Annotated in this window: 20 protein-coding genes, 8 tRNA genes and 1 pseudogene; 14 read left to right on the top strand and 15 right to left on the bottom strand. The window is 60.5% G+C overall.

Annotation, left to right across the window (positions count from 1 at the left end; genetic code table 11):
• The first annotated feature begins 61 nt into the window (after positions 1-61).
• The 10 genes from C2U37_RS13430 to C2U37_RS13385 all read left to right on the top strand — a co-directional run bounded on the left by C2U37_RS13430 (position 62) and on the right by C2U37_RS13385 (position 4211).
• Positions 62-1177, top strand: a complete 1116-nt coding sequence (locus tag C2U37_RS13430; RefSeq protein ID WP_104452478.1) for an AAA family ATPase — start codon at positions 62-64, stop codon at positions 1175-1177.
• A complete protein-coding gene (locus C2U37_RS13425) occupies positions 1174-2796 on the top strand; it encodes a type I restriction-modification system subunit M (protein ID WP_104452477.1) in 1623 nt (540 codons plus the stop codon). The genes C2U37_RS13430 and C2U37_RS13425 overlap by 4 nt, the downstream gene beginning before the upstream one ends.
• A 580-nt stretch (positions 2797-3376) precedes the next feature.
• Positions 3377-3453 (top strand) — tRNA-Met (locus tag C2U37_RS13420).
• An 8-nt stretch (positions 3454-3461) separates the two neighbouring features.
• Positions 3462-3536, top strand: a tRNA-Gln gene (locus tag C2U37_RS13415).
• 42 nt (positions 3537-3578) lie between these two features.
• A tRNA-Gln gene (locus C2U37_RS13410) sits at positions 3579-3653 on the top strand.
• A 41-nt stretch (positions 3654-3694) separates the two neighbouring features.
• Positions 3695-3769: transfer RNA gene (locus C2U37_RS13405), tRNA-Gln, on the top strand.
• Between the two features lie 39 nt (positions 3770-3808).
• Positions 3809-3885 (top strand) — tRNA-Met (locus C2U37_RS13400).
• A gap of 46 nt (positions 3886-3931) precedes the next feature.
• Positions 3932-4006 (top strand) — tRNA-Gln (locus C2U37_RS13395).
• A 36-nt stretch (positions 4007-4042) separates the two neighbouring features.
• A tRNA-Met gene (locus tag C2U37_RS13390) sits at positions 4043-4119 on the top strand.
• Positions 4120-4127: 8 nt separating this feature from the next.
• A tRNA-Leu gene (locus tag C2U37_RS13385) sits at positions 4128-4211 on the top strand.
• 197 nt (positions 4212-4408) lie between these two features.
• On the opposite strand, the gene C2U37_RS13380 is transcribed toward C2U37_RS13385, so the two are convergent.
• A complete protein-coding gene (locus C2U37_RS13380; protein WP_042878180.1) occupies positions 4409-6241 on the bottom strand; it encodes an SLC13 family permease in 1833 nt (610 codons plus the stop codon).
• A gap of 270 nt (positions 6242-6511) precedes the next feature.
• Between C2U37_RS13380 and yqfB the strand changes: the two genes are divergently transcribed.
• The 3 genes and pseudogenes from yqfB (at position 6512) to C2U37_RS13365 (ending at position 8289) form a co-directional block, all read left to right on the top strand.
• On the top strand, positions 6512-6844 hold the full coding sequence (gene yqfB, locus C2U37_RS13375; RefSeq protein ID WP_041215617.1) for a N(4)-acetylcytidine aminohydrolase: 333 nt from the start codon (positions 6512-6514) through the stop codon (positions 6842-6844).
• A gap of 54 nt (positions 6845-6898) precedes the next feature.
• Positions 6899-7841 (top strand): annotated as a pseudogene (locus C2U37_RS13370) (alpha/beta hydrolase).
• Positions 7842-7902: 61 nt separating this feature from the next.
• Positions 7903-8289, top strand: coding sequence for a DUF1622 domain-containing protein (locus tag C2U37_RS13365; RefSeq protein WP_010673839.1), 387 nt, complete (start codon positions 7903-7905; stop codon positions 8287-8289).
• 104 nt (positions 8290-8393) lie between these two features.
• On the opposite strand, the gene C2U37_RS13360 is transcribed toward C2U37_RS13365, so the two are convergent.
• Positions 8394-9758, bottom strand: a complete 1365-nt coding sequence (locus tag C2U37_RS13360; protein WP_104452476.1) for an MDR family MFS transporter — start codon at positions 9756-9758, stop codon at positions 8394-8396.
• 164 nt (positions 9759-9922) lie between these two features.
• Between C2U37_RS13360 and C2U37_RS13355 the strand changes: the two genes are divergently transcribed.
• Positions 9923-10549 (top strand): HAD family hydrolase, encoded by a 627-nt coding sequence (locus tag C2U37_RS13355; protein WP_052814891.1) that lies wholly within the window; start codon positions 9923-9925, stop codon positions 10547-10549.
• Positions 10550-10588: 39 nt separating this feature from the next.
• Here the strand turns inward: C2U37_RS13355 and C2U37_RS13350 are convergent, their stop codons facing one another.
• From C2U37_RS13350 to aroB, 13 genes are all read right to left on the bottom strand, one after another.
• Complete coding sequence (locus C2U37_RS13350) at positions 10589-10840, bottom strand: hypothetical protein (RefSeq protein WP_039039590.1); 252 nt, start codon at positions 10838-10840, stop codon at positions 10589-10591.
• A gap of 181 nt (positions 10841-11021) precedes the next feature.
• A complete protein-coding gene (locus C2U37_RS13345; protein WP_104452475.1) occupies positions 11022-11819 on the bottom strand; it encodes a DUF1338 domain-containing protein in 798 nt (265 codons plus the stop codon).
• Positions 11820-11888: 69 nt separating this feature from the next.
• Positions 11889-13358, bottom strand: coding sequence for a succinylglutamate-semialdehyde dehydrogenase (gene astD / locus C2U37_RS13340; protein ID WP_039039588.1), 1470 nt, complete (start codon positions 13356-13358; stop codon positions 11889-11891).
• 67 nt (positions 13359-13425) lie between these two features.
• The gene (gene astA / locus C2U37_RS13335) at positions 13426-14445 is read right to left on the bottom strand and encodes an arginine N-succinyltransferase (RefSeq protein ID WP_039039587.1); all 1020 of its coding nucleotides are present in this window, start codon (positions 14443-14445) and stop codon (positions 13426-13428) included.
• 75 nt (positions 14446-14520) lie between these two features.
• Entirely contained in the window at positions 14521-15738 is a 1218-nt protein-coding gene (locus C2U37_RS13330) for an aspartate aminotransferase family protein (RefSeq protein ID WP_039039586.1), read from the bottom strand.
• A gap of 278 nt (positions 15739-16016) precedes the next feature.
• The gene (locus C2U37_RS13325; RefSeq protein ID WP_104452474.1) at positions 16017-16598 is read right to left on the bottom strand and encodes an aminodeoxychorismate synthase component II; all 582 of its coding nucleotides are present in this window, start codon (positions 16596-16598) and stop codon (positions 16017-16019) included.
• Between the two features lie 316 nt (positions 16599-16914).
• Positions 16915-17130, bottom strand: coding sequence for a hypothetical protein (locus C2U37_RS13320; protein ID WP_104452473.1), 216 nt, complete (start codon positions 17128-17130; stop codon positions 16915-16917).
• Positions 17131-17250: 120 nt separating this feature from the next.
• On the bottom strand, positions 17251-18255 hold the full coding sequence (gene trpS, locus C2U37_RS13315; protein ID WP_010673830.1) for a tryptophan--tRNA ligase: 1005 nt from the start codon (positions 18253-18255) through the stop codon (positions 17251-17253).
• A 39-nt stretch (positions 18256-18294) separates the two neighbouring features.
• Positions 18295-18960, bottom strand: coding sequence for a phosphoglycolate phosphatase (locus tag C2U37_RS13310; RefSeq protein WP_049636543.1), 666 nt, complete (start codon positions 18958-18960; stop codon positions 18295-18297).
• Entirely contained in the window at positions 18947-19621 is a 675-nt protein-coding gene (rpe, locus tag C2U37_RS13305; RefSeq protein WP_010673828.1) for a ribulose-phosphate 3-epimerase, read from the bottom strand. Before rpe ends, C2U37_RS13310 begins: the two co-directional genes overlap by 14 nt.
• Positions 19622-19811: 190 nt before the next feature.
• Positions 19812-20684 (bottom strand): Dam family site-specific DNA-(adenine-N6)-methyltransferase, encoded by an 873-nt coding sequence (locus tag C2U37_RS13300; protein WP_029314124.1) that lies wholly within the window; start codon positions 20682-20684, stop codon positions 19812-19814.
• Between the two features lie 70 nt (positions 20685-20754).
• Positions 20755-22311 carry an SPOR domain-containing protein gene (locus tag C2U37_RS13295; protein WP_104452472.1) on the bottom strand — a complete coding sequence of 519 codons (1557 nt, stop codon included), beginning with the start codon at positions 22309-22311 and terminating at the stop codon, positions 20755-20757.
• Positions 22301-23383 (bottom strand): 3-dehydroquinate synthase, encoded by a 1083-nt coding sequence (gene aroB / locus C2U37_RS13290; RefSeq protein WP_039039582.1) that lies wholly within the window; start codon positions 23381-23383, stop codon positions 22301-22303. Before aroB ends, C2U37_RS13295 begins: the two co-directional genes overlap by 11 nt.
• Positions 23384-23395: the final 12 nt, after the last annotated feature.

The raw sequence follows: 23395 nt of genomic DNA, 5'->3' as shown, positions 1-23395 counted from the left end.
TACAGAATCATAAAATTGGTCTCATGCAGCAGTTATTCCCGGCGCTGGATGAGGTGGACGCATGAAGCCGGCTCAATCCTTCGCCGATTTGGCCGCGCTGGCTACCCATCTACGCAGCGAGCTGGAAAACAAAAAAACCATCCTGCTATATGCCTACAACGGCACTGGCAAGACGCGGCTGTCCATGGCCTTCAAGGACATGGGCAAGCAGGACGACGCCCGCGATACCCTGTACTTCAACGCATTCACTGAAGACCTGTTCCACTGGAACAACGATCTGGCAGGCGATGCGGACAGGCGCTTGCTGCTCAATAAGGAGTCACGCTTTTTCCAGGGCCTGTTCGATCTGGAGATGGACAACCGCATCCGCCCATTACTGCGGCGTTACGCGGATTTCGACTTCCGTATCGACACCGAGGGCCCAGAGTGGGCGGTACGCTTTTCGCGTCTGGTGGATGGCCAGAACGTTGACAACATCAAGGTGTCACGCGGCGAGGAAAATATCTTCATCTGGTGTTTTTTTCTGGCTGTGGTCGAACTGGCGATGGACGCCGATATCGAGGCGTACCAATGGGTGAAGTACCTGTATATCGACGATCCGATCTCGTCGCTGGATGAACACAACGCCATTGCCGTCGCCAATCACCTGACGCAGTTGCTCAAGCGGCAGGACAACCGGCTCAAAACGGTAATTTCCACGCACCACACCTTGTTCTTCAATGTGCTCTGCAATGAGCTGGGCAAGGCGCGCCGCTATGTGATCAACAAGCACCCGCCCAGCGGCGGCTATCTGCTGCGGCCCGAAGAGGGCGATACGCCCTTCTTCCACCACGTTGCGGCCTTGGCGGAACTCTATCAGGCCGCGCAGGAAGATCGTTTGTTCACGCACCATTTCAACATGCTGCGCACGATTCTGGAGAAGACGGCCAGTTTCCACGGCCACAAGAACTTCTCGGCCTGCATCAAGCAAGACGATGATGATCCGGACGGCATTTTGCACGCGCGTCTGATCAACATCCTCAGTCACGGCAACTACTCGCTGTATGAGCCGCAGCAGATGCTCGATGAGAACAAGGCTTACTTCAAGAAGATCCTGAACGACTTCCTGAATCGCTACCCCTTCAATCCCGATTTGTTCCCTCAAGTTCCTGAGGCCGCAACAGCAGGTACACCATGACCGAATCCGAAAAGCAAAAATTGGGCAAGACCCTCTGGGCCATCGCCGACCAACTGCGTGGCGCGATGAATGCGGACGACTTCCGCGACTATATGCTGGCTTTTCTCTTCCTGCGCTATCTGTCGGACAACTACGAGGCCGCCGCGCAGAAGGAGCTGGGATCGGACTATCCAGACCTTCCTTCCGATGTGTTGAGGCAGACCGGCGTGAATACGCCGCTTCAAGCGTGGTACGAGGAAAATCTGGACGACGTACCCGACTTCGAGAAGCAGATGCGCCGCAAGGTGCATTACGTGATCGAACCCCAATACCTGTGGGGCAACATCGCCGAGATGGCGCGCACGCAGGATGCCGAGCTGCTGCATACCTTGCAGAAGGGCTTCAAGTATATCGAGGAAGAGTCCTTCGCCAGCACCTTCCGTGGCTTGTTCTCAGAGATCAATCTGGCGTCGGACAAGCTGGGCAAGACCTACATCGAGCGCAATGCCCGCCTGTGCAAGATCATCGCCGAGATCGCCAAGGGGCTGGGGCAGTTCTCTACTGACAGTGACACGCTGGGTGATGCCTACGAGTACCTGATCGGCCAGTTTGCGGCAGGCTCGGGCAAAAAGGCCGGCGAGTTCTACACGCCGCAGCGCATTTCAGACATCCTGTCGGCCATCGTCACGCTGGACAGCCAGGAGCCAGCCACCGGCAAGCGCTCGCATCTGGATAGCGTTTTCGACTTTGCCTGCGGCTCGGGCTCCTTGCTGCTCAACGTGCGCCGCCTGATGGGGCCGCACGGCATTGGCAAGATTTACGGCCAGGAAAAGAACATCACCACCTACAACCTAGCTCGCATGAACATGCTGCTGCACGGGGTGAAGGACTCGGAGTTCGAGATTTTCCATGGCGATACCCTGCTCAACGAGTGGGATATGTTGCGCGAGACCAATCCGGCCAAAATGCCGAAGTTCGACGCGGTGGTGGCCAACCCGCCGTTCAGCTACCGCTGGGAGCCAAGCGAGGCGCTGGGCGAAGACGTGCGCTTCAAGAATTACGGCCTGGCACCGAAGTCCGCCGCTGACTTTGCCTTCCTGCTACATGGCTTCCATTTCCTCAAGCAAGACGGTGTGATGGCGATCATCCTGCCCCACGGTGTGCTGTTCCGTGGCGGTGCCGAGGCTCGCATTCGTACCAAACTGCTCAAGGATGGGCATATCGACACCGTGATCGGCCTTCCGGCGAACCTGTTCTTCTCCACTGGCATACCGGTGTGCATCCTGGTGCTGAAAAAGTGCAAGAAGCCGGACGACGTGCTGTTCATCAACGCTGCCGAGCATTATGAGAAGGGCAAACGCCAGAACCAGCTCTTGCCGGAGCACATCGACCAAATCATCGATGCCTACCAGTACCGCAAGGAAGCGCCGCGTTACTCTCGCCGGGTGAGCATGGAAGAAATCGAGAAGAACGATTTCAACCTGAACATCTCGCGCTATGTGAGCACCGCGCAAGCTGAGGAAGAGATCGACCTGGCAGCGGTTCATGCCGACTTGGTTGCCGCCGAGAACAAGATTGCAGACGCCAAGGCGCGCCACAATCAGTATCTGGCTGAGTTGGGGTTGCCTCCGCTGCCTTAACAAAGGCAAAGCCGATTGGTTTGCAACGTGATGCCATCACGGTTCACTTTGCAAACCGTAATGGCGAGAGTCGATCCCTTGGTCGGCCCATTACTTGTGACGCGGGCGGTACAATTACTCCCTGAGGCTGATCACCGACCAGCAGCACGCTTCCGCGCTCACGGCAGGCCGGCACGCAGTTTGAGGGGTTGCTGCGAGTGTCTTGGGGTATCGTCGTAGAATGGGGGTATCTTTGGGGGTATATTATGTGCGCGGTAGAATGATCCGTTGCGCAACGCCCCGCAAGAATTGGATTTTTATGGGGATTTTAGGTTCAACGTGTAACTCTTCCTGTTCAACGTCTAACCCCATGAGAGGCCAGCATTTGCTGGCCTCTTTTTTATCTGGCCAGAGGCGCGATCTGGGTGCGAATGTCGTAAAAAAAACCATATTGTTGGGCTTTTGCACGACAGCGGCCAATAACTCGCCAAACGCACCCAAATTCGTTTTTTCAAACAAAAAAAGGGTTGACGCCCCAGAGCCAGATACGCATAATTCCGGCCGCACAGTGACGAGGCAACGACTCACTGGAAGCACGGTTGGCTATGTAGCTCAGTTGGTTAGAGCATCGCACTCATAATGCGGGGGTCACAGGTTCGAATCCCGTCATAGCCACCATCTCTAGTTGGGGTATCGCCAAGCGGTAAGGCAGCGGGTTTTGATCTCGCCATCCCTAGGTTCGAATCCTAGTACCCCAGCCATTTTTTGAATGATGTTTGATGGTCTCTGTCAGGCATCGTCGTTGGGGTATCGCCAAGCGGTAAGGCAGCGGGTTTTGATCTCGCCATCCCTAGGTTCGAATCCTAGTACCCCAGCCATTTTTGAATGATGCTTGATAGTCTCTGTCAGGCATCGCTGTTGGGGTATCGCCAAGCGGTAAGGCAGCGGGTTTTGATCTCGCCATCCCTAGGTTCGAATCCTAGTACCCCAGCCATTTTTATGTTCTCTTCCACCTATGTGGTTGACAACAAACGGCTATGTAGCTCAGTTGGTTAGAGCATCGCACTCATAATGCGGGGGTCACAGGTTCGAATCCCGTCATAGCCACCATGTTTGAAAAACGTTCCTTCAATCATCCGATTGCAAAGAACACTGTTGGGGCATCGCCAAGCGGTAAGGCAGCGGGTTTTGATCTCGCCATACCTAGGTTCGAATCCTAGTGCCCCAGCCATTTTTGCTTGTATTCGACGCAAGTCGTGCACAAGACGGCTATGTAGCTCAGTTGGTTAGAGCATCGCACTCATAATGCGGGGGTCACAGGTTCGAATCCCGTCATAGCCACCATTATTCTTGCGGAAGTGGCGAAATTGGTAGACGCACCAGATTTAGGTTCTGGCGCCCTAGGCGTGAGAGTTCGAGTCTCTCCTTCCGCACCATCGAAAGCAGTACCAAACAGACCAGCTCAGGCTGGTTTTTTTGTATCCGGCGTTTGCCGCTCTTCTTCCCCTCTCCACTCCTGCAACGCCACTTCATGACGGCGCAATGCCCTGCTCCGGCGTCCACCCTTTTCATCTCGCAGAGCACTGCGGGCAATAAAAAGGCGGCCCGCAGGCCGCCATATAATTTTCTGTCGTCAGAACGGGAAGAACCAAGGGATGGCGATGACGCTCACCACCATCACCAGCAAGGTGAAGGGCACGCCGATGCGCACAAAGTCCATGAACTTGTAGTTGCCCGGGCCCAGCACCAGGGTGTTGACCGGCGACGAGACCGGCGTCATGAAGGCTGCCGAGGCGGCGATGGCGATGGTCATGGCAAAGGGATAAGGCGACACCCCCATTTGATGGGCCGTACCCAGCGCGATGGGCGCCATCAGCACCGCCGTCGCCGTGTTGGAGATGAAGAGCCCGATGACGGCACAGAGCGCGAAGAGGCTGGCCAGCATCACCCTGGGGCCCATCTCCCCCACTGCCGAGATGAGCGCGCCGACGATGAGATCCACCCCGCCGGTCTGCTGCAATGCAAGGGCAAAGGGCAGCATGCCCACGATGAGGATCAGGGTCGGCCAGTGGATGGACTTGTAGGCACTCTCCAGATCGATGCAGCGGAACTTGCCCATCAGCAGGCAGGCGATGAGCGCCGCGATGACGTTGGGCACGGGATCCGTCACCATCAGTACTATCATGACCCCGAGGGCAATCAGGGCGTGAATGGCCTGGCTGCGGGCCGGCGCCATCTCGTCCACTTCCGCAGGCAGGCCCAGCAGCAGAAAATCGCGATGATGGGTCTGCAACTGACGAATGAGGCTCCAGTTCCCCACCACCAGCAGGGTATCCCCCATCTGCAGCGCCTCGTCCACCAGCTTGCCGGTCAGCGCCTCTCCATCCCGGCGGATCCCCACCACGCTCAGGCCGTAACGGGAACGGAAGGTCACCTCGCGGATGCTCTTGCCGAGCAGCCGGGAGCCAGGGATGAGGGAGACCTCCGCCATGCCCACCTCCCGCGCCTGGTCGGAGAAATACTCCCCGCGCAATATCATGGGCTCGAGCCGCGCCTCGCTGCAAAACTCCCGCACATCCACCTCGGGATCCGACATGTCGATGAGCAGCACGTCTTTGGCCTGGAACTCGGTCACCCCGGTGACACTGACCATCACCCGCCTGAACTTGCGCCAGCGCTCCATCCCGATGACGTTGGCCCCGAAGCGGGCACGCAATTGCAGCTCGTCGAGGGTCTGGCCGATCAGGGGGGAATCGGGCCGGATCGCCAGTCGGCGTGCTCGCCCGGCCAGCCGGTAGTCACGGATGAGATCCCGCATGGTGCTGCGTCCCATCTGCTTGCCCTTGCCCTCCTCTCCTTCACGCACCAAGGAGGTGCGCATCAGCAGCATATAGAGGATCCCCATCCCCAGAATGATGACCCCCATGGGGGTGAAGCCGAAAAAGCCGAACCCCTGGATGTCGTGCCGCATCAGCTCACTGTTCACCACCATGTTGGGAGGGGTTGCCACCAGCGTCATCATGCCGCTGATAAGGCCGGCAAAGCCGAGCGGCATCATCAGTCTGCCCGCCGGGATCCCCATCCGGTTCGCCACGCTCAGCACCACGGGGATGAAGATGGCCACCACCCCGGTCGAACTCATCACGGCCCCCAGGGTCGCCACCGCCACCATCAGCAGCACCAGCATGCGGGTTTCGCTGCTGCCGGCCACCTTCACCAGGGCATCTCCCACCTGATAGGCGATGCCGGTACGCACCAGCCCCTCCCCCACCACGAACAGGGCGGCAATCAGAATGACGTTGGGATCGCTGAATCCTGCCAGCGCCTGCGGCAGGGTCAGGGTGCCGCTCAACACGAACAGAATGATGATCAACAAGGCGACCACGTCCATGCGGACCTTGTTGGTAATAAACAGGAGAATGGCACCCACCAGCATGCTGAGCACCCAGATCAACTCGGAATTCACACTTGCTCCTTTTGTTCAACGTCAACCACGGCCGGCCCCGGACGCCATCAGACCACAGAGCCCGTCCCCTTGATTTGTTACATATCAAGAAAGAGGAGGCCGCATCATCTCACATCCAGGTTCAGTTGCGGCCATTTTACCGAGCAGTGAACGCAGTCGGTCGCCCTTCACATGTCGGGGTAAAAAGTGCTGCACGCTCCCCCCGCCCCTCCTAAAATGGGCCCGCCGCGGCCTGAGCCGCCCTCTCACCCCTTGCCCTTCGGAGACGACATGACCCAGCACACCCCGGCCTACCCGGCATTCACCTTCTTCAGCCGCTTTGTCGCCGACATCCAGGCTGGCCGAAAGACCATCACCATCCGCGACGAGAGCGAGGCAAACTGGCAGCCCGGCCAGCGCCTGGCCCTGTTCACCAACCCGGAACACCAGCCTTTTGGCACCATTGAAGTCATCTCGGTCAAGGCGGTCGCCTTCGAGGCGCTGAGCGACGAGCACGCCCGTCAGGAGAACATGACCCTCCCCGAGCTTAAAGATGTGATCCGCGATATCTACCCCGCACTGCCGCCCCTCTATGTGATTGAATTCGTGCTGATTGAAGCCTGATTTTGTGAGCTGCCTCAGCTAACGCCGGTTGCGCTCACGGGCCAAAAGCGCACAATGACTGTTTTTATATACAGTCATTGGTGTCTTATGGAAAAACAACTCGAACCGACCATCGCAGCCATGGTGGCAGACTTCATCGCCGCAGGTCGTCCCAAGGCGAGCCAGCTGAGCTGGCAGGCGCGCCGTGACGGCTACCTTGCCTCTGCCCTGTTGGGCGGTGAGCGGGAAGAGGTGGGCGCCATCGAAGAGTGGCAGGCCGATCACCACGCCATCCGCTGCTATCGGCCCGCAGACAAACCGGACCCCGCGTATCCGGTGCTGATCTATTTTCACGGCGGCTGTTTTGTCAGCGGGGATTTCGAGACCCACGATCGCCAGATGCGGATGCTGTGCAACCGGGCCAGCGCCCTGATCTTCGCCGTACACACCCGCCTCGCCCCGGAACACACCTATCCTGCGGCTCACGACGATGCGCTGGCCGCCACGCGGGCCATCATGGCCGAGGTGGAGAAATGGCATGGGGATCCGGCACGTCTCGCCATTGCCGGCGACAGCGCAGGGGGTCATCTCGCCCTGGTCACCACCTTGCGGCTCAAGGCTGCCAGCGCCCCCTTGCCCAAGGCCCTGCTGCTTCTCTATCCCATGCTGGATGCCCTCTGCGAGAGCCAAAGCTACCGCGATCTCGGTGACGACTACCTCATCACCCGGGACATGCTCGCAAGCGGTTTTCACGCCTACCTGGGCAGCCTGCCCCCCAGCCATCCCGCTCCACCATCCCGTCCTGTCAGGATTACCGCCGACCCATATCGTCACGGCGGAATATGATCCGTTGCGCGACGAAGGGGAAGCCCTGTATGGCAAGCTGGTGCAGGCTGGCGTCGATGCCACTTGCCAGCGGCAGCATGGCGTCATTCATGGCTACTTCCAACTGGCGGCCATCAGCCCTGCCGCTCGTCAGCTCATCGACCAGATAGCCATGATGCTCAGAAGACTCTGAGTTGGAACCGGCCCCCATGCCGTGTTAAAAGTGTCTCTTTTGAATCAGAGAGGTAACCCGATTGTTCGAGATAGCGAGCCTGAAAGAGGGCATGATGCACGGAGTGGAGCTGTTCCAGCTGCTGCTGGAGATCATCTCCATCGCCTGCGTGGTCATCGGCCTTGGCAAGACCCTCTGGCTGGCGGCCAGAGTGCGGGATCACGAGCCCGGCTTTCCCCGTATCCGCCTCTGCTTCGGCAGCTGGCTCATCCTGGCGCTGGAGTTCCAGCTCGCTGCCGACATCCTGGCCACCACGGTGGCACCGAGCAAGGAGGAGCTGGTGCGCCTCGCCATCATCGCGGTCATCCGCACCTTCCTGAACTACTTCCTCGGCAAGGAACTCGATGCTCAGGCCGAGCGCCAGCAACCCGAGCCTGTCAGGTCACCTTCCCGCCCCGACGCCCGATGAGTGGGCTGAGTGGCACAAGGCCACGACACGGAAGGAAAGGCACCTGCCTGATCCCATGAAGAGGGCTCCCCGCGGGGAGCCCTCTTTGTATCCGATAGCAACTATCAGACGTGCTTGCTGGCCAGCTCGTGGCGCTTCAATGCCAGCAAGGTGACCAGCAGGGCGGCGGTGGCGATCAGCGCCATGCCGATATAGGTGGCGCTGAAACCGGGTGCCAGTTCGGCCGGGCTCAGGCTGGCCAGATTGGGGCTGCTGCCTGCTGGCAGGGCGGCATGGAACAACACAGCGCAGATGGCGACACCGACCGCCCCACCCAGCTCCCGGCCGAAGTTGAACAGGGACATGCCGATGCCGCGATCTTCCCGCGGCAGGGCATTTTGCACCACCACCGACAGCGCCGGCAGCTCCAGACCAAGGCCGATACCGGCAAACCCCAGTCCCAGCCTGGCCCAGACGTCGAAGTGGATCTGCCACAGGGCCAGCGCTGCCAGGGCAAAACCTGCCACCACGAAACGCTTGTAGTGACCGGTACGACCGATGAGCTTGCCTCCGACGAAGGCCCCTGCCGTGATGCAGACCATGAAGATCACCATGATCCCGCCACTGTCACTGGCACTCATCCCCTTTTGCCACTGCATCTGCAGCGGCAGATAGACCAGCACGGCGAACATCAGCAGCTGGGAGGCCAGTGCCAGCAGCACGCTCACCAGATAACCCGGCAGGCGCACCAGGTGGGCTGGCAGTATGGGGTCGTGCGCCCGCCGCTCAGCCAGGACGAGCAGCAACAGGGCAACCCCCAGCGCAGCCGCGAGCCAGACGGCGGGCAAGGCCGCTTCCGGCGAGAGCAGCAACAGGGTGAGGGTGGTGACCGTAATGAGCAGTGCCGCTCCCTTCCAGTCGAAGCGGCTGTGGCGACGCACATTGAGGTGACCCAGATTGCGGTTCACCAGCCAGAGGGCGATAGCGCCGAGCGGCAGATTGATCCAGAAGATCCAGCGCCAGCTGAGCTGCTCGGTAAAATAGCCACCGAGCAGCGGGCCTGCGATGCTGGAGACTGCATAGACCGCCGAGATATACCCCTGATACTTGCCCACCTCCCGTGGCGGAATACAGTCGGCGATCACGGTGAAGGCGAGCGCGATCAGCCCCCCGCCCCCCAACCCTTGCAGCACGCGGGCGGCCAGCAGGGTCGGCAGATCCTGGGCCAGGGCGCAGGCCACGGATCCCGCCAGAAACAGGCCGATACCGATGTTGAGCATGCGTACCCGGCCGAACATGTCGCTCAACTTGCCATAGATGGGCAGGGCCGCAGTGGCCGCCAGTAGATAGGCGGTCACGACCCAGGTGAGGGCGGCACCGGCGTTCAGCTCAACCCCTATGATGGGCAAGGGCGTGGTGACGATGCTCTTTTCCAGTGAGCCCAGGGCGATCACCAGGGCCACGCTCGAGAAGACGGTTTTGGGGGACATAGGCAGGCTCGCTCATATGAGATATCGGCACAGGGGGTGCAAGGCACATTATTGTCTCATATATCATTAGCCGATGGTCAAAACCACTGCCAACCATGATGAAGGTCGCGACATCTGCGCGCTGGATCTGCTAGGGTGAGTCTTTGCCGAAGAGGACGCCCCCCATGCCCCAGTCATCCCCCTGCGATCATCACCAGAGTGAACAGCCCCGATTCGACGAGTACGACGCCCTGATCTTCGACATGGATGGTACCCTGGTGGACTCCATGCCTCTGCACCTGGATGCCTGGGAAATCACCAGTACCGAGTTCGGCCTGCCGTTTGATCGGGCACAGCTCAACGAGTACGGCGGCATCCCCACCCGCAAGATAGTGACCATGCTGGCAGAGCGGCACGGGATGACCATCGACGTGGAAGCCTTTGCCCGGCGCAAGGTCGCCCTCTACCTGGCACGGATCGACGACGTCCGGGTGTTTCCCGCCATGTGGGAGCTGGTCAGGCAGTACCACGGCAAGGTGCCCATGGGCATAGGCACCGGCTCAACCCGGGAACATGCGGCGCACATCCTGCGTCAGACCGGGCTCGATGCCTTCATCTCCGTGCTGGTGAGTGCCGATGATGTGGTCAATCACAAGCCCCACCCGGACACCTTCCTGAAAGTGGCCGAGCAGCTCGGCGCCAACCCGGCCAACTGCCTGGTGTTTGAAGACACCCGGATAGGCATTCAGGCTGGCAAGGCCGCCGGCATGACCACCTTGCTGGCCACCGAAGGGACGCTGCAACGGGTGTGAGCGGTGCGGGCCCATCCTAACCGACGGACCCGCACCAGCTTACTCGGCCTCATTCTCCCCCTCCTTCCCACCTGCCGGTGCCGGGCCGTCCGGCCGCTCAAATCCCAGATCTGACATGCAGTTGTCAAATTCCGACTCCCCCGGTTTGCCATGCTCCTTGCAGCTCTCAAACGCCGCTTTCATCTCGGCCGACAGCTCGTGCGGAGGCTTGGGCGGGGTACGGCTGCCCTGATCGCCCGCTGCGGCGGTCAGAGTAGTGAGGGAAAACAGCAAAGGCAGAACAATCTTCATGGTATGACTCCAAAACGGGTGGCATACACCGGCACGGTGCGGCGATGGCCCACGGCAGCGGGCGGCATCATGCTAGCGAGTCGCCGCGAACTGATGGGTCAAGAGGAGGTAAAGAGGGTGTCAGATCGGCGTAAATCCATAAAAAAACGCCCCAGGCGGGGCGTTGTTTTCATGGCGGCCATTACATGGCGTTGGTGGATTCGAAGATCTTGTCGGCCGACGCTTCGACGAAGCCAGGGTAGAGCACGCCGTCGGCCTGCGGGTAGCGCAGGGCAAACTCGTAGAAGCAGCTCGGGATGGTGCGCACGCCGTCGCTGAAGGGCACCTCGGCCTTGTCTGCCATGGTGGAGGATTGCTCCAGCATCACCTCGGGATCGCCCTTCACCTCGCCGCCAACGGTGTTGAGCACGAAGCCTGCCGCCTTGAGCGCCGCATTCACCTGCTGGATGGTGTCGAAGTCCTTCAGGCGGTTGATGTTGACGGTGAAGTGGTTGGCACGATAACCCCAGGCGGCCATCCAGGCGGCATACTCGCTCTCTGCCAGCAGGGTCTGGTAGTCGGTGTGGGAGACCTGCCAGGGCGCGCCGGCGTAGAGGAAAGCCGGGGTGTCGGTGAGGTGATCGGGTACCTGATCCACCAGCTTGTGGATGATGGCCTGGGCACCTTCGGAGAACTCTTCCACCTTCAGCTCGCTGATGAACACCTTGGGCGCATCAGGATCTTTATGCTCGAAGTGTTTGGCATAGAGCTTCTTGGCCTTGAACACATACTCGCCCTTCTCTTCGTACCCCAGGGCACGGAAGTGGGCCGCCAGTTTCTCGAGACCGAGCTTGGGCAGGTTGTAGGTCCGAAACGCCACGTGATCGTTGATGATGGGGGCACCGCCGCCCAGCAGTTGATGAACCTTGTGAGCACTGGGGGTGACCTGAATGTAGTTGTCCCACAGATGGCCAAACAGGGTGTCGATATCCTTTTGCATCTCTCTTTCCTTTGATTGCGGGTACAGACAGGGGCACCTGTTCAGTGCCCCTCTTTTATTTTCTTGTTATCAGAAGGTCAGACCGGGAGACAGCTGATCCGGCATAGCAGCCTTGCTGTCTTCGACGGAGGCGACCGGGTAAGCACAGTAGTCGGCGGCGTAGTAGGCGCTCGCCCTGTGGTTGCCGGAGGCACCGATGCCGCCGAAGGGGGCGGCACTGGAGGCGCCGGTGATGGGCTTGTTCCAGTTGACGATACCGGCACGGATCCGCTTGAAGAAGTGGTTCCAGTCCGCTTCGTTGTCACCGAGCAGACCGGCCGAGAGACCGAAACTGGTGGCGTTCGCCTTCTCGATGGCCACATCGAAGTCGTCGTAGCGAATGAGCTGCAGCAGCGGGCCGAAGTACTCTTCATCCGGCAGCGCACTGACCGCGGTCACGTCGATGATGCCCGGGGAGACAAAGCCGGTGCCCGCTTCCAGGTGCTTGAGGGTAAGCAGGCTTTCGCCACCGAGGCGCTGCAGGTTGGCTTGCGCCTCGACCATGCCGAGTGCGGCCTTCTCGCTGATCATGGCGCCCATGAACGGCTGCTCGGCGGCGTCATAGAGGCCGACCTTGATCTGGCCGACCACCTCCACCAGGCGCTTGACCAGGGCATCGCCCCGCTCGCCGCGCTCGACAAACAGACGGCGCGAGCAGGTGCAGCGCTGGCCGGAGGTAATGAAGGCGGATTGCACGATGGCATGAACGGCGCCGTCGATGTCGCTCACATCTTTCACGATCAGCGGGTTGTTGCCACCCATCTCCAGTGCCAGGATCTTGCCCGGCTGGCCGGCAAACTGCTGATGCAGGAAGTGGCCGGTACGGGAGGAGCCGGTGAAGAAGAGGCCGTCGATGTCCGGATTGCCGGCCAGCGCCTTGCCGGTGTCGACCTCCCCCTGCACCAGGTTGAGCACCCCCTTGGGCAGCCCCGCCTCCTGCCACACCTTGACCATGGCTTCAGCCACCATGGGGGTCAGCTCGGAAGGCTTGAACACGACCGCATTGCCGGCGATGAGCGCCGGCACAATGTGGCCGTTGGGCAGGTGGCCCGGGAAGTTGTAGGGGCCGAACACGGCCACGACGCCATGGGGCTTGTGGCGCACGAACGCCTTGGCGCCCGGCATGGGGTTTTCCACCGTGCCGGTGCGCTCGTCATGGGCACGGATGGAGATGGCAATCTTGCCCTGCATGGCCGCCACTTCGGTGCGGGTCTCCCACAGGGGCTTGCCGGTTTCACGGGCGATGGTCAGGGCCAGCGCCTCCTTGTGCTCGCCGAGCAGGTCGGCATAGCGGCGCACGATGGCAAGGCGCTCTTCAAGGGCCAGATCGGACCAATGGTAGAAGGCCGTGCGGGCCGCCTTGACGGCCGCATCCACCTGGGACTGGCTTGCCGCCTCACCACGCCAGATCACCTCGTTTTTGGCCGGGTCGATGGATTCGAACGGCTTGCCTTCACCGGCCAGCCACTGGCCATCGATAAACTGGACTAAAGACATCATCAATTCACTCCCTGTGGGTACGCAGGCCGCCTCGGCAGCCTGTCTCAATGCTGTGCTGCGGGGCGGGTCAATCCAGATCGACGACGCGCACCATGTCGCCATTTTCCACCTTGAGGGCGGCCGCCATCTTGGGCGGAATGATGGCTTCGTGCTTGTCCAGATCGACCCGGATGTTGCCGTAGCAGGCGCGGTATTGCTCGAACCTGGTGTTGCAGATGAGGTAGGTATGACCGCCGATGGGCTCACCCACCAGCACCGCCAGCTTCTGGCTGCGGCGCACGCTGCGAATGTTCTTCACCTCGCATTCGACGGTGGGGCCGGCGTCGAAGATGTCGACATAACCGCGATTCACGAACCCCTCATCCTGCAGCATCTTGAGGGCAGGCCGGGTCTTTTCGTGGGTCTTGCCGATGACGGCGCGCGCCTCGTTGCTCAGCAGGTTGACGTAGATGGGGTACTTGGGCATCAGCTCGGCGATGAAGCGCTTCTTGCCGATGCCGGTCAGATAGTCGACGGTGGGAAAATCCATCGAGAAGAAATGTTTTTGCAGCCACTCGTAGAAGGGGCTGTGGCCGTTGCCATCGGAGACACCACGCATCTCGGCAAAGACGGTACTGTCAAACAGCTCGGGGTGTTCGGCCATGAACAGGAAACGGTGCTTGGAGAGCAGACGGCCGTTGAGCCCCTCGCGGGCGCATTCACGCAGAAACAGGGTGCAGAGCTCGGAATTGCCGGTGTAGTCGTTGGAGAGGGTGAGGGTTTCCACGACATTGTAGATGCCGAGCTTGGGAGAGGAGTGCACCACCTTGCCGATGTGATAGTTGTAGAACGCCTGGGACAGGCCGACCGCCGCGTCGATGGCGCAGGTACCGACCATCTCCCCGGTCTCCAGATCCTCGGCCACGAAGAAATAGAGGCACTCGCCCTTGCCGGCGGGCTTGTCCAGGAAGGTCTGGGTCGAGGCATCGATCTTGCGTTGCAGCAGCTCGTCGTTGACCGGCAAGGATGTCATGCCGGTGCCGGATTCGATGGCACAGGTCTTGAGGCCGGCGAAGTCGCGCTGCTCGATAGGACGGATAACCAACATAAATGACAACTCCCTTTCATTGACGACAGGTGGGGTCCCGGCTCCTGCCGGGAGGGCTCCCCACCTCAATTTGGATCAGGCGTTGACCACCTGAGCGACCGCTTTCTCGAACCGGGCCAGCCCTTCCTTGATGTCCGCTTCCGGGATCACCAGGGAGGGGGCAAAACGCACCACGTTGGTACCGGCAACCAGCGCCATCAGGCCCTGATCGATGGAGGCCAGCAGGAAGTCGCGGGAGCGGCCCTTGAAGTCATCGTTGAGCACGGCGCCCAGCAGCAGGCCCTTGCCGCGCACTTCGCTGAAGCAGTGGTACTTGGCGTTGATGGCTTCCAGCCCTTCGCGGAACAGCTGCTCGCGCTGCTTGATGCCGCTCAGCACTGCCGGGGTGTTGACCACGTCGATCACCGCCTCGGCCACCGCGCAGGCCAGCGGGTTGCCGCCGTAGGTGGAGCCGTGAGTGCCCACTTTCAGGTGGGAGGCGATCTCGGTGGTGGTCAGCATGGCCCCGATGGGGAAGCCGCCGCCCAGCGCCTTGGCGCTGGTGAGGATGTCCGGGGTGATGCCCAGGCCCATATAGGCAAACAGCTCGCCGGTTCGACCGACACCGGATTGCACCTCGTCATAAACCAGCAGGGCGTTGTGCTTGTCGCACAACTCGCGCACACCCTTGGCAAACTCGTCGGTGGGGCTGATGATGCCACCCTCGCCCTGCAGCGGCTCCATCACCACGGCGCAGGTGTTGTCGGAGATGACGGCAGCCAGCTCCTCCAGGTTGTTGTAGGCGACGTGGGTGATGTCGGCAGGCTTGGGACCGAAGCCATCGGAGTAGGCAGCCTGGCCGCCGACGCTGACGGTAAAGAAGGTACGGCCGTGGAAGCCCTGGTGGAAGGCGATGATCTGGGTCTTGTGGGCCCCGAACTTCTCGATGGCGTAGCGGCGGGCCAGCTTGAGGGCCGCTTCGTTCGCTTCGGCACCGGAGTTGCAGAAATAGACCTTCTCGGCGAAGGTGGCGGCGACCAGTTTCTTGGCCAGGCGCAGGGCCGGCTCGTTGGTCATCACGTTGGAGAGGTGCCACAGCTTCTCACCCTGGGATTTCAGGGCCTCGACCAGTTTGGGATGGCAATGGCCCAGGCCATTGACCGCGATCCCGCCCGCGAAATCCACATACTCGCGGCCTTCCTGATCCCAGACACGTGACCCCTCGCCGCGCACCGGGATGATTTTGGCCGGCGCATAGTTGGGAACCATCACTTCATCAAACACTTCACGTGTCACTGCCAACAACTCTGACATATTGCTCTCCTGCTATCTCGCGGCAGAATAATCCACCGCCCAAAAGTTAAATCCGTGTAAACGTGGCGGAATTATCACAGAAAAAAAGTAAAAAGTCTGTAACTTAACCGCCTATAAGGAACAATGTTCGATTGCCTTTGAGATTTTAGGCAACCGCATTGCATAACGGCTCAGGGGGTGTTGGCAAGAGATAATTTGGACAGGGAGGAGGGTGAATAAAGTCTCAGGGAAATTTTTTTTTGCCTCATGACGGTTTTGAGACAGACATCGCAATTTTTTCAGGAAACGGCCAAAAAGTTGGCCAGCAACTGGTGCCCCTGTTCGCTCAGAATACTCTCCGGATGGAACTGCACTCCCTCCAGCGCCAGCGTTTTATGCCGCAGCCCCATGATCTCGTCCGGGCTGCCGTCGGCATGTTCGCTCCAGGCGGTAACCTCGAAACAGTCGGGCAGCGACTCCGCCTCCACCACCAGAGAATGATAGCGGGTCACCCGCAGCGGGTTGTTGAGCCCCTTGAACACCCCCTCCCCTTTGTGACGGATGAGAGAAGTCTTGCCGTGCATCACCTGACGGGCACGCACTACCCGGGCACCAAAGGCCTGTGCCAGCGACTGATGGCCGAGACAGACGCCGAGGATGGGGATCTCGCCGGCAAAACGGGAGATGGCGGCCAAAGAGATGCCCGCCTCGTTTGGCGTGCAGGGCCCGGGAGAGATCACCAGATGGCGGGGTGCAAGCCGGGCTATCTCCTCCAGGCTCAGCTCATCGTTGCGCCTGACCACCACCTCTTGCCCCAGGGCGCCGAAGTATTGCACCAGGTTCCAGGTAAAGGAGTCGTAGTTGTCGATGAGTAGCAGCATGCAAACACCCTGGGAATAAGACAGAGACGGTGAGCGGACAGCCCGTTGCGAGGGCGGGCAGACAAACGCCGCGCATTCTGGCATGTCTCTTTGCGTTAATAAACCGGCGATGACCTCACCTGCTGTGCAGTCTGTCCGCTCTTCAATGGCGATCCGGGCCTGTCGACCCCACCCGGCGGTGGGCCTGTCCCCGACCGGGCAGCATCAGCCTCTCCATGTCAGGATGGCAAGGTAAAAGAGACGGGAGACGACCGGGAAAAGGGCACAGGACGTGACAGGCAGATGGGAAGGAGTCACCTTGGCAAGGGAACGGACCTCAGCGGTCCAGATAACGGCCCTGTTCCAGTTCCCGTTCCCGCTGGCACTCGGCCAGATAGATGGCAGCCGCGATGGCCGGGGTCTTGTGGTGCTTGTCGATGGCGTTGGAGACCATCAACTGCAAGGTATTGAGGTTCTTGGCCTTGCGAAACTTGCGCAGCCAGTGACCCTTGTCACCCAACTCTTCACTCAGGGTTTGTGATTCGACAGACATGCTTTCTCTTGGGGCAAAGCCCGTGTTTGACATTGGGGGAGGTTGCGACAAACCGGAAGGTGTAAAACAAAGAAAGCCAGGCATCCACCCAGCTCTCTTCTACTACACCTTCCCAGTATGTCAGGCTCGAGGAACGAAGCCGACGACATCATATACGCTGATCAGGGTTTTTTCAGCCCTTTCACGCGCCTTTTGTGCGCCAGCCGCCAAAATGGCCTGCAGATGGGCCTCATCCTGACGCAGCTCGCGGAAGCGCGCCTGGATGGGTTCCAGCAAGGCGACCACGGCATCGGCCGTTTCACTCTTGAGGTGGCCGTACATCTTGCCTTCGAAGTGCTGCTCCAGCTCCGGGATGGAGCGGCCGGTCACACCGGACATCAGGGTCAGCAGATTGGAGACCCCCGGCTTGTTTTCGGGATCAAAACGCACCACGGCCGGCTCGTCGGAGTCGGTCATCGCCCGCTTGATCTTCTTGACGATCTGCTTGGGATCTTCCAGCAAGCCGATGAAGTTGGCCTCGTTGTCGTCGGACTTGGACATCTTCTTGGTCGGGTCCTGCAGGCTCATCACCCGGGCCCCTTCGGTCGGAATGAAGGGTTCCGGCAGGGTGAAGACTTCGCCATAGAGGTTGTTGAAGCGGGTGCAGATGTCGCGGGTCAGCTCCAGATGCTGCTTCTGGTCATTACCAACCGGCACCTGATTGGCCTGATAAAGCAGAATGTCGGCCGCCATCAGCACCGGATAACCGAACAGGCCGACGTTGACGTTGTTCTCGAAACGAGCGGACTTGTCCTTGAACTGGGTCATGCGCGACAGCTCGCCCATCTGGGTGTAGCAGTTCAGGATCCAGCCGAGCTCGGCGTGCTGGGGCACGTGGGACTGGATGAAGACGGTGCTCTTGGCCGGGTCAATGCCCACCGCCAGATAGAGGGCGGCTGCGTCGAGGCACGCCTTGCGCAAGGCGGCCGGATCCTGCCGGGTGGTGATGGCGTGCAGATCGACGATGCAATAGAGGCAGTCGAAGTCATCCTGCATGCTGACCCACTGACGCAGGGCCCCCATGTAGTTGCCGATGGTCAGCTGGCCCGAGGGTTGAGCACCGCTCAATACGATTGGTTTAGTCATCAGAGTAGTAATCCTTGTTATCCGTCAGCCCGGTCTGGATCAGACCAGCAGGGCGTCGAGTTCGGCAAACTGCTCGCAAACCCAGTCGGGGCGAGAGTCTGCGATAGGGCGGCCATAGTTGTAGCCATAGGTGAGCCCCACCACCTTCATGCCGGCGGCCTGGGCGGCCAGCACGTCATTTTCGGAATCCCCCACCATCAGGGTGCGGGACGGGCTGACACCCAGCTCGTGGCAGGCGTGCAACAGCGGCTCCGGGCTCGGTTTCTTGACGGGTACGCAGTTGCCCCCGAGCCAGAGTGCGAAACAGTCGCTGATGCCGAGGGCCTCCAGAATGGGTTGTACGAAGTGACTCGGTTTGTTGGTCACCACGGCCTGCTGGTAACCCAGCCCCTGCAGACGGCGCAGGCTACGGGCCACTCCGTCATACATGGCCAGGCCTTCCAGCAGACACGCCTGATAGTGACGGTCGAACAGGGGGCGGGCCTTGGCAAACTGCTCCGGGGCGTCGCGGTAATCGAGAGCCCGCTGGATCAGCTTGTCGGCGCCGTTGCCGACCCAGGTACGCACCACGGCCTCGTCGGCCTCGGCCAACCCCAGCTCCGCCAGGGTACGGTTGACCGCCAGTGCCAGTTGCGGGGCGCTGTCAATCAGGGTGCCATCCAGATCGAACAGCACCAGGTCAAAGGGGCGATCAGCGACGGACATGGGCAAGCTCCGCGCGCATCTGGTCGATCACCGCCTTGTAATCCGGCTTGCCGAAGATGGCAGAGCCCGCCACGAACATGTCGGCACCCGCCTCGGCAATCTCGCGAATGTTGTCGACCTTGACCCCGCCATCGATTTCCAGGCGAATGTCGCGGCCGCTCTCGTCGATCAGACGGCGCACCTGGCGCAGCTTGTCGAGGGTGCCGGGGATGAAGCTCTGACCGCCAAAGCCCGGGTTGACCGACATCAGCAGGATCACGTCCAGCTTGTCCATCACGTACTCCAGGCAGGTGAGCGGGGTCGCGGGGTTCAGCACCAGACCAGCCTGGCAACCCTGCTCCTTGATGAGGCCCAGGGTGCGATCCACGTGATCGGAGGCTTCCGGGTGGAAGGTGATCAGGCTGGCACCGGCCTTGGCAAAATCAGGCACGATGCGATCCACCGGCTTGACCATCAGGTGCACGTCGATGAGCGCTTCGATGCCGTAATCGCGCAGCGCCTGACAGACCATGGGGCCTATGGTCAGGTTGGGGACATAATGGTTGTCCATCACATCGAAATGGACCACGTCGGCCCCGGCGGCCAGCACCTTGGCCACATCCTCACCCAGACGGGCAAAGTCGGCGGAGAGGATAGAGGGGGCAATCAGAAAGTCTTTCATCAGCGTCATCCATTGGCAGCGTGGCAGAAAAAACGGCGCAATTTTATCGCAAAAGGGCGATGAAAACGACCCGCATCTACAGAACACGCCGCTCCGGCACCATGGCTGGCAAACGATGCCAGGCGCGGCTCACGGAATACCAGCGGCAGCATCAGAAATGACAACGGCCCCCTCAGGGACCGTTGTTCACTCAGCCGACGGCAACCAGCTCCGCCTCACCGGGATAATAGCCCTGTTCGGGCTCGATGCCGGGCGGGTAGAGCGCCAGCAGCTCGGCCACCTTGTTGCGACCACCGCCGTTGCGGCTGATGGTACGCTTGACCAGGATCTCGTCGAGCCGGGCGCCACGATAGAGCTCGCGGGTCAACTCGATGTCATGGTTGCTGATGAGCACGGGCACCCCTTTATGGGCGGCGGTGTGGCGAGCCAGCCTGGCCAGCAGCGCCTGATCGTCCAGGGTGAAACCGCCTGCCGAATAGGTGGTGAAACTCGCCGTGGTGGAGAGGGGGGCATAGGGCGGATCGCAGTAGATCACCCAGTCTTCCTCTGCACGGGCCATGGCGTCGGCATAGCTTTCGCAGATGAACGTCGCCTTCTGCGCCTTCTCGGCAAAGGCCCACAGCTCTTTCTCCGGGAAGTAGGGTTTCTTGTAGGAACCGAAGGGAACGTTGAACCCCCCCTTCTTGTTGTAACGGCACAAGCCGTTGAAACCATGGCGATTCAAAAACAGGAACAACTGAGCCCGTTCAAACCCGGCCGCGGTCTGGTTGAACTGGGTACGCAGCCGATAATAGGCGGTCTTGTGGTTGTGCTCGGCCACGAACAGCTTGCGGGCCTCGCTGATGAAGCTGTCCGGCTGCTGCTTGAGGTGGTTGTAGAGGCCAATGAGATCCGGATTGATGTCGTTGAGCACATAGGCGTCGTAATCCGTGTTGAGAAACACGGATCCGGCCCCGACGAAGGGCTCCAGCAACACACGCCCGGCCGGCAAACGCTCGGCGATCTCTTCGACCAGGGAGTATTTTCCCCCGGCCCATTTTAAAAACGCGCGTGTTTTTTTCATGGAAGTCCGGTGTTGACAAGGCTATGCCCAAAAAAGGGGGGTGATTCTACCCCCTTCCTCGGGTGGCTGGCTATTGCTTCAATTCTTTTTGTATCTGGGCGAATGACTTGGGCCAGGGTTGTCCCTTGAGCAAGGCAGGCGACAGCTTGCGAATGGCCGCCTTGGCCTGGGCACTGCTGGCGTAGTCTCCCTGCACCACTACATACCAGGGACTGCCACGGAAGCGGGTCTTGTAGACCCACACCTTGCCCGCCAAGCCATGCTCGGCCACAAAGCTGTCTACCGCCTTGGTGTTGCTCGCCCCCATCAACTGGATGCTGTAGTGATTCTTCGGCTTCTTGTTGAGAGTCGCCACCGGCGTCAACGCCACCTTGGCCGCTGGGGCCGCGACCGGCGCTGTCTGCGCGCCACTGGCCGGTTGAGCCTCTGTCCGGGCCGGGACACGGCTCGGGGCCGGATTCTTGACCTGAGCCGTCGTTCCGGTCGGGACCGCACGGGAACCGCTCCCCACCAGCTCATCCACCACGGCCGTGGGCAAGGCGCCGCTGACGTTCGGCTGGTTCATCAATTTCTCGACCACTTCGTCGGAGATGACGACCCGGCGCCCCTCATAGTTGGTTGACTCCGTGGTGACCGTCTCACTTTCGACCTTCTTGGGCAAGGGCTTGGCATCGGACTGCCAATCGCGGGCAACCTGATTCCCTGACGGGATGGCAGCGGCGCCACTGCTCGTCTGAGTACCCAAAGCCCCGCTCGCCGCACCGACGTTCACAGGATCGCTTGAGACGGGATCGGGCAACGCCATTCCCTGGGACGGAGCCTGGGCGGGGTCCTGGCCTGCACTGTCGAACAGGGGCAGATAGCTCAGGGCCAGCAACCCGCCCGCCACCAGGGCAAGCACGATCGCTATCTTCTTGACGGGCAACTCGGCCTGACGTTTCTTGGGCCTTCTGTCGGTCATGGTATCCTCCAGTAACTGCATGATGGCTGACGGATGTCCGCCCGCCCCATTCAGGATCTCTTCCACTTTCGGCTTGGGCAAGAGGGCTGTCGGGATCTTGAGCTCTTTGGCCTTCTCATACAAGAAGATACGTTGCTCAGGAGCGCTCAGTGGCGCGACTTCCAGCTCGAGGGCTGGCATGGCCCGTCCCTTGAGGAGCGCCTTCTGGTTGCGACACCAGGCGTCATCACCCGAGAGCAGGATGGCCAGTTTATGAGGAGATGCCAGGGTATCGTTGTGACGACAGAGCGCCCACAACTCCCCCACCAGCTCGGCAGGCAAAGTATCGGCACGTTCGATGATGAGCAGCAGTCTGGCAGGCTTGTCACCCACCATGCGAAAGAAGCTGTCCGCCAGGGCATCCTGCGCGTTGAACAGGGGACGTGCCACCACCTGCTGCAACAGCAACTGGCGCACATCTGCCATCTTCATGGACGGGCTGCCGATGAGGCTGGCCACCCGCACCGCATCGGGCAGTTGGGCAAGCAGCGACTCGCACAGTGTGCCACGGCCACTGCCTGGCTTGCCGGAGAGAAAAACAAAGGGGTGGTTGAACTCGATCAGGTGCAGCAGCCGGTCAACCAACTGCCGCTGAGAAGGCAGCTTGAGCAATTTATTAATGGTCACGACCAGACTCGATCACCGCCATCAATTGCTCGTCTGTCACATCGGCCACGACCTGGGCCTGTCCGATCCCGATCGGCAGCACCAGCCTCAGCTTGCCTTCCAGCACCTTCTTGTCACGGCGCATATGGCGAATGAAGGCGGCAAAATCCATATCGGACGGTGCCTTGACCGGCAAATCGGCGGCCAACAGCAGATCGCGGACTCGTGCCACCTCTTGCGCCGTCATGTCGCCACGGGCCAGGGCCGTCTCGGCCGCCAGCATGGTTCCCGCCGCCACGGCTTCACCGTGCAGCCAGTTGCCATAACCCTTCTCCGCCTCGATGGCATGGCCGAAGGTATGTCCCAGGTTCAGCAAGGCGCGCACGCCGTGCTCGGTCTCGTCCTGACCGACCACATCGGCCTTGATCTCGCAGCAGCGGCGAATGGCATAGGAGAGTGCATCACCGTCGAGGCGCTGCAGGCGAGTCATGTTGGTTTCGAGCCAGGAGAAGAAGGCGGCATCCCAGATGATGCCGTATTTGATCACCTCGGCCATGCCGGCGGCAAATTCCCGGGCAGGCAGGGTCTTGAGGCAGTCGGTATCGATGATCACATGCTTGGGCTGATAGAAGGCACCCACCATGTTCTTGCCGAGAGGATGGTTGACGGCGGTCTTGCCGCCGACGGAAGAGTCAACCTGGGAGAGCAGCGTGGTAGGCACCTGAATAAACGGAATGCCTCGTTGGTAGCTTGCCGCAGCAAAGCCGACAACATCACCTATCACTCCGCCCCCCAGAGCGATCAGAGTGGTATCACGACCATGGCTGGTTTCCAGCAGAGCAGACATGATCCGCTCGAAGGTCGCCAGGGTTTTGTAGGCCTCGCCATCGGGCAGGATCAGGTGTTCCACCTGAAAACCGGACAGCAACTGAATGATCTGTTCAAGATACAGGGGCGCGACCACGGTATTGGTCACTATCATGACCCGCTTGCCCTTGATCGTCTGCGCCAGTACCTCGGGGCGTTGCAGCAGACCGGCAGCTATCTCTATCGGGTAGCTGCGTTCACCCAGTTCGACCTTCAACCTTTCCATGGACGTCCTCTA

This window comes from Aeromonas sp. ASNIH1 (assembly GCF_002934285.1).
GTDB classification, from domain to species: domain Bacteria; phylum Pseudomonadota; class Gammaproteobacteria; order Enterobacterales; family Aeromonadaceae; genus Aeromonas; species Aeromonas caviae.
Note: the sequence above shows the minus strand (reverse complement) of the source record. Positions and strands in the feature narration are given on the sequence as shown.